6 protein-coding genes are annotated in these 6,475 nt (G+C 45.5%); all 6 read left to right on the forward strand.

Annotated features, from left to right (window positions below; all coding sequences use genetic code 11):
• The first annotated feature begins 13 nt into the window (after positions 1–13).
• The 6 genes from map (at position 14) to smpB (ending at position 6,407) form a co-directional block, all read left to right on the forward strand.
• A complete protein-coding gene (map, locus tag HMPREF3216_RS05145; protein ID WP_060787237.1) occupies positions 14–787 on the forward strand; it encodes a type I methionyl aminopeptidase in 774 nt (257 codons plus the stop codon).
• 80 nt (positions 788–867) lie between these two features.
• Complete coding sequence (gene prfB, locus HMPREF3216_RS05150; RefSeq protein ID WP_060787238.1) at positions 868–1,989, forward strand: peptide chain release factor 2; 1,122 nt, start codon at positions 868–870, stop codon at positions 1,987–1,989.
• A gap of 112 nt (positions 1,990–2,101) precedes the next feature.
• Positions 2,102–3,433 carry a cell division ATP-binding protein FtsE gene (gene ftsE, locus HMPREF3216_RS05155; RefSeq protein ID WP_060787239.1) on the forward strand — a complete coding sequence of 444 codons (1,332 nt, stop codon included), beginning with the start codon at positions 2,102–2,104 and terminating at the stop codon, positions 3,431–3,433.
• The gene (ftsX, locus tag HMPREF3216_RS05160; protein WP_060787240.1) at positions 3,433–4,356 is read left to right on the forward strand and encodes a permease-like cell division protein FtsX; all 924 of its coding nucleotides are present in this window, start codon (positions 3,433–3,435) and stop codon (positions 4,354–4,356) included. Before ftsE ends, ftsX begins: the two co-directional genes overlap by 1 nt.
• A 141-nt stretch (positions 4,357–4,497) precedes the next feature.
• Positions 4,498–5,886 (forward strand): CHAP domain-containing protein, encoded by a 1,389-nt coding sequence (locus HMPREF3216_RS05165; protein ID WP_060787243.1) that lies wholly within the window; start codon positions 4,498–4,500, stop codon positions 5,884–5,886.
• A 32-nt stretch (positions 5,887–5,918) separates the two neighbouring features.
• Entirely contained in the window at positions 5,919–6,407 is a 489-nt protein-coding gene (gene smpB / locus HMPREF3216_RS05170; protein WP_004130644.1) for an SsrA-binding protein SmpB, read from the forward strand.
• The last annotated feature ends 68 nt before the right edge of the window (positions 6,408–6,475 follow it).

Genomic DNA, 6,475 nt, shown 5'->3' on the forward strand with positions numbered 1-6,475 from the left:
TTAGTCTTAAATCATGATTGAACTTAAAACTCCATCCGAGATTGAAGCTATGAAGCCTGCGGGTCGCTTCGTTGGTAGTATTCTTAAAGACTTAAAAGCAATGACAAAAGTTGGCACAAATCTTCTTGAGATTGATGACTTTGTTCGCCAACGCATTATGAGCCGTAAAGGTGCGTCTTCTTGCTATGTTGACTATGCTCCCGATTTTGGAACTGGTCCTTTTGCGCACTACATTTGCACGTCTGTAAACGATGCAGTTCTTCACGGAGTTCCATACGATTACAACCTTAAAGACGGTGATTTGTTGACTCTTGACTTGGCGATTAACGTTGACGGATGGGTTGGAGATTCTGCTGTTAGCTTTGTGGTTGGAAAGCATGCGGACCCTGAGGATTTGCGCTTGATTAAGTGCACTGAGGAAGCTTTGGAGGCTGGAATTAACATGGCTCAGCCTGGAAACCGCCTTGGCGATATCTCTGCAGCTGTTGGTTGCGTTGCTCACGAGTACGGTTACAGCGTAAATCTTGAGTTTGGCGGCCATGGAGTTGGTCATATTATGCATGGCGATCCTCACGTTCCTAACGATGGCACTGCTCACCACGGCTACAAGCTTCGCCCAGGCTTGGTTATTGCAATTGAGCCATGGTTCTTAAAGACTACTGACGAGATTTATCAAGATCCAAAAGATGGTTGGACTCTTCGCTCTGCTGATGGTTCTCGCGGCGCTCACAGCGAGCATACGATTGCAATTACGGAGAATGGCCCAGAGATTTTGACCGTACGCTAGACTTATAAATAGTTGATTTTGTAAGTATTTTGCAAGTAGTAATTGCGTAAAACAAGTATATAAAGAGGTACTTTAAGTAAATGGCGGAATTTGATTTTGCCCAAGCGTTAAATGATGTTGAAGCAAAGTATTCTTCGATTTCTAAAGCAATAGATGTAGATTCGTTGAAGTCTACGATTGCAGATTTAGAAAAGCAGGCTGCTGAGCCTGGACTTTGGGATGATTCTGAGCATGCTCAGCAAGTTACGAGTAAGCTTTCTGCAGCTCAGTCTCAGCTAAAGCGTTTGCAAGCTGTAGATCAGCGCATTGAAGATGCTAAGACTTTGATTGAGCTTGGCCAAGAAGAAGGCGATGCTGATTCAATGAATGAAGCTCAAGAGGAGCTTGGCTCTATTGCTCACGAGTTGGACGATATGGAAGTTCAGACTCTTCTTGACGGCGAATACGACGCGCGTGCGGCCGTTGTTACAATTCGTTCGGGCGCAGGCGGCGTGGACGCGGCTGATTTTGCGCAAATGCTACTTAGAATGTACTTGCGTTGGGCAGAGCGAAATGGCTATAAAACTAAGATGATGGACACATCTTATGCGGAAGAAGCTGGTATTAAATCCGCCACTTTCCAAGTGGATGCCCCATACGCGTATGGCCGTCTTTCTGTAGAAGGCGGAACGCACAGAATGGTTCGTATTTCGCCATTCGACAATCAAGGCAGGCGTCAAACTGGCTTTAGTGCTGTTGAAGTAATCCCACTTGTTGAAGCTACGGATCATATTGATATTCCAGATTCCGACATTCGCGTGGATACTTTCCAAGCTTCAGGACCTGGAGGCCAGGGTGTAAATACCACGTATTCTGCGGTTCGTATTACGCATTTACCAACCGGCTTGGTTGTTTCTATGCAAGATGAGCGCAGCCAGATTCAGAACCGTGCTGCTGCAATGGCAGTTTTGCAATCGCGTTTGCTTGTGTTAAAGCATGCGGAGGAAGCTGCAAAGAAGAAGGAACTTGCTGGAGATATTAAGGCAAGCTGGGGAGATCAGATGCGCTCTTACGTTCTTCACCCGTACCAGATGGTTAAGGATTTGCGCACAGGCTACGAAACCTCGCAAACTCAGGCTGTTTTTGACGGCGATATTGACGGCTTTATTGAAGCTGGCATTCGTTGGAGGCACGAGCAAAGAGTTGCTGCAAAACACTCATAGCTTGCTCTTAAGTTGCTTTGACTTTTGTAAAGCGCGTAAAATCAAAAACAATCTATAAAATAGTAAAAAGTAAAGCATATCGTTCAATAGTTCGTAAAGGAAAATGCAGAATATGTCTCTGATTTCGCTAGAACATGTGTCGAAGATTTATCCTAAGGGCACGCGTCCTGCTTTGGACGATATTTCTTTAGAAGTTAATCGTGCTGACTTTGTGTTTCTTGTTGGAGCGTCTGGCTCTGGCAAAACCACTCTTTTAAGTTTGCTGTTGCGCGAAGAGGAAGCAACTAAGGGTGAGATTCACGTTGCTGGCAATGACTTGCGCCGCCTTGTAAATCGCCAGGTTCCGCAGTATAGAAGGTCGCTCGGCTTTATTTTCCAGGATTATAAGCTGCTGAACAATAAAACTGTGTATCAGAATGTGGCTTTTGCGTTAGAGGTTATTGGAACGAGTCGCTCTACAATTAAGTCGCTTGTTCCGCGCGTTTTGGAGACGGTTGGATTAACGGGAAAAGAAAATAATTATCCGCACGAGCTTTCAGGCGGCGAGGCTCAGCGAGTTGCCATTGCGCGCGCGTACGTTAATCACCCGCAAATTCTTCTTGCAGATGAGCCTACCGGAAACTTGGATCCTACAACTTCGCTTGGAATTATGGAAGTTTTGGACGCCATTAATCGCACGGGTACTACGATTGTTATGGCTACGCATAACGAAGAGATTGTTAACTCTATGCGCAAACGCGTTGTGGAGCTTCACGCTGGAAAGATTGTTCGAGATGAGCGCGAGGGTTCTTACGATTCTGCGCTTTACTTCCCAGATGCCGATGTTGAGCAAAAATCGAAGGCTCAGCAGGCTGTAGAAGGCGACTCCATTAGTGCGGCTGTTTCTTCGGCAAATGGTGATTCTAGCAATGACTCTAATGATGGCTCTAATGGCGTCTCTAATGGCGTCTCTAACGCTGCAAATAGCGAAAACTCATCTGCAAACGCAGGCGATTTAGAGGAGTCGCAAGAAAATTATCGCTTTATGTCTAAACGTGCAAAGCGTGCTGCTCAAGCAAAACAGGCCATGGATGCTGTTGCTCAAACTCTGCAAAATGGTTCCGAAGACAACGAGGGCATTGCTCGTCTTGCGCAATCGGTTCATTCTGGCAGAACAGGTAGATATGGCGAGGTTTTCCAGCCTCTAGAAACCACTATGACTTGGGGACGTGGACTTTCGATTCCGCCTGCTCCTCCTGCGCAAAAGTCGGCAGATAAGGCAGATGGCGCGGATAACGCGGATAAGTCCGATAACGCAGATAACGCGAGTAACGCGAGTAACGCGGATAGTGCTGATAAGGCCGATAAGGTCGATAACACGGATAACACGGATAACACGAGTAACGCTGGTAGCGTAGATAGCGCAGATAACAGCGAAAATCTTAAGAACGAAGGAGACGAGTAATGCGATTGAGGTTTATATTCTCCGAAACGTGTATTAGCCTACGCAGAAACGTTTCTATGATTATTTCGGTAATGCTCGTTACCTTTATATCGTTCTTGTTTATAGGCGCATCCGTTCTTATGCAGGCGCAAATCACAAAAGCTAAGGGCGATTGGTACGACAAAGTGGAAGTGGTTGCGTGGCTTTGCCCAGATGGAACAAGTCAGGCAGCGTCTTGCGCTTCTGGAAAAGCTCCAACAAAGAGCGAAATCGTAAAGTTAGAAAACATTATTAACCAAGAACTTGGCTCAGACGTTTCAAACATAACTTACGTTAGTAGAAGCGAGTTTTACAAGAACACTTTTCTTAAGCAATATCCTAATGGCTTATATCAAGGGCGTACTTTAACCGCTGCCGATATGCAGGATTCTTTGCGATTAAAGCTTACAAATCCAACAAAATATCAAGTTGTTTCCGAAGTTCTTTCTGGGCGTGATGGCGTAGAAGAAGTTGTAGACCAAAGGCAGATTTTTGACCCTGTGTTTAGTGTTTTAAATCATGCAACAGCTGTAACTATTGTGCTTGCTGCAGTAATGGTTGTTGTTGCGATTATGCTTACAGGAACTACAATTCGCATGTCTGCAGCCTCTAGAAAGCAAGAAACAGAGATTATGCGACTTGTGGGCGCTTCTAATTGGACGATTCGTATGCCGTTTATTTTAGAGGGCGCTTTTGCTTCCCTTATAGGATCTTTGCTTTCGGGGTGCGCCCTTAGCATTGTTGTTAAAGTGTTTATTACGGATTGGCTTGCGCAAAACGTTCGCTGGATGCCGTTTGTTAATCAGGCTACTGTTTGGATGACTGTTCCAGCGCTAGTCCTGGGGGCTGTTTTGCTTTCGATAGTCGCCTCAGCGTTTGCTCTTAGACGCTATTTGCAGGCGTAAATAATCTTAAATAATAAGTGTTGTAAAGCTTAAGATTAGTTTGAAACGCTTATGCTCAGTAGGATTTTCAATGTATAATTCGCATTAGTGCTTGTAAAGGTTTGAAAGGAAAACATGTTGGGTAGCAAGTTGGAAAGCAAATTGAGTAGCAAAAGATGTTATTTTTACTATTCTAAACGCGTAGCTGTTAGTGCAATTGCGCTAAGTGTTATTATGCTTTCTACAGTTGCTACTTTGATTGCATACAAGCCTTTGCGTGCCGATGCGGTAACAATGCAAGACTATAACCGAAAAGTGCAAAGTAATGCGGCGCTTAAAAAGCAGCTGGCTGGTGTTAGTAAGCAACTTGCAGATAAGATTTTAGAGCTTAACGATTTAAACGAACATAAAATTCCAAACCAGATTCGAGCTACTCAGCAGGCTCAAGATCAAGCTCAGCAGGCCATGAATCTTGTGGAGTCTACAAATCAGCGTTTGCAGTCTGCCCAAAAAGATAAGCGCGATTTGGAAGAAAAGATTAAAAAAACTGGCGAAGATTTTGACGATGCAAAGGCTGCTGTGGCTGCGCTTGCTAGAAAAAGTTTCCACGGCTCAAATGCTTCTAACGTAATGGCAATGGTTACTAATTCAACAACAACCGAGCAGTTTGTTGGTAAACTTCAGTCTGAGGCTGCAGTTGCACGCAGTGAGGCGAATGCTGCTAACGATGCAGCTGTTACTTTGAGCAACTCAATGAATAGGCGCCAGCGTTTGGCTGCTATAGAAACCGCGATTGAAAAGTTAAAGCAAAAAGCTCAAGATCAGGCTCAGAGTGCGCAGGCTGCTGCTAAGGCTGCTCTAGATAAGCAGCGTTCTTTGCAGGCTTTGCGAGACCAGGGAAGTGCTCTTAGAAAGCAGTTGGAAAGCCAAAAGAGCAGTCTTACTTCTCGCGCAGCTAGAGAGGCTGCGGAAATTGTTGAGTTAAAATCTCAAATCGACGCTCAAGCTAGGGCTTTGGCTGCTACGGCTGCTGCAAGAATGAACCCTAACGCTAATCGCCAGCAAATGCGTGGCGGCGGGTGGAGCGCTCCTAATTTGCCAGCTTTGCCTCTTTCTAATGGAGCTGCAAATGGAATGAATTACACGGTTCCTGGAAACTGTGCGGCGGGTTCGGGCAATTGCTATGGCCACAATACTGGAAACACGGTTGGCGGCTCTGCGTACCCTGCTCGCCAGTGCACACTTTGGGCGTATATGCGTAGATCGCAGCTTGGATTGCCTGTTGGATCGTTTATGGGAAACGGCGCGGAATGGGCGAATTCTGGGCGAAAGCTAGGATATTTGGTAAATCGCACTCCGCATGTTGGCGCTATTATGGTGTTTAGTAGGGGTGCTGCTGGATCCGACCCTACGTACGGCCACGTTGCTGTTGTTGAGCGTGTAAACTCCGACGGCTCTGTGCTTATATCCGAAGGTGGCGTTGGTTTTGCAACGTTCCCATCTTATAGAACAATTCCTAGTGCAGGAAACTACGAGTACGTACATTATTAGAGTTTATTAAACGCTTTTTTGCGGAGGGCATTTTGGATAAAAAACCTGGTTCAGATGGCACTTTAACTGTTGCAAGAAATAAAAAAGCAAATCACGACTACGCGATTGAAGATTGCTACGAAGCGGGCATTGCTCTTACTGGAACCGAAGTTAAGTCTTTACGAGAAGGCAGAGCTTCTTTAGCCGAGGCTTTTGTAAACATTGATAGGCGTGGCGAGATTTGGCTAGAAGGCGCAAATATTCCAGAATATCTAAATGGAACGTGGAATAATCATGCCCCTAAGCGTAAGCGCAAGCTGCTTCTTCACGCGGTTCAAATTGCTAAGCTTTCTAGGCAGATTGAAGCTAAGGGCTATACGATTGTGCCTTTGAGGATTTATTTTAAAGGTAGCTACGCTAAAGTTGAGATTGCTCTGGCGCGAGGCAAAAAAGAGTACGATAAGCGGCAGGCGTTGCGCGAAGAACAAGATAAGCGCGAGGCTTTGCGAGCTATGCGATACAAAAATATGCAATCTAGGTGATTCGCCGTTTTGCTCGGCTTCCTATTTAGCGTTGCTGAGGGCTGGCTAATTCTTGTCTCACAACGCTT

This window comes from Gardnerella vaginalis (assembly GCF_001546455.1).
Lineage (GTDB): Bacteria > Actinomycetota > Actinomycetes > Actinomycetales > Bifidobacteriaceae > Bifidobacterium > Bifidobacterium vaginale_B.

Excerpts from the sequence above, each read along its gene's own strand:
- map (WP_060787237.1), top strand. The coding sequence starts at position 14 with ATGATTGAACTTAAAACTCCATCCGAGATTGAAGCTATGAAGCCTGCG.
- prfB (WP_060787238.1), top strand. The coding sequence starts at position 868 with ATGGCGGAATTTGATTTTGCCCAAGCGTTAAATGATGTTGAAGCAAAG.
- ftsE (WP_060787239.1), top strand. The coding sequence starts at position 2,102 with ATGTCTCTGATTTCGCTAGAACATGTGTCGAAGATTTATCCTAAGGGC.
- ftsX (WP_060787240.1), top strand. The coding sequence starts at position 3,433 with ATGCGATTGAGGTTTATATTCTCCGAAACGTGTATTAGCCTACGCAGA.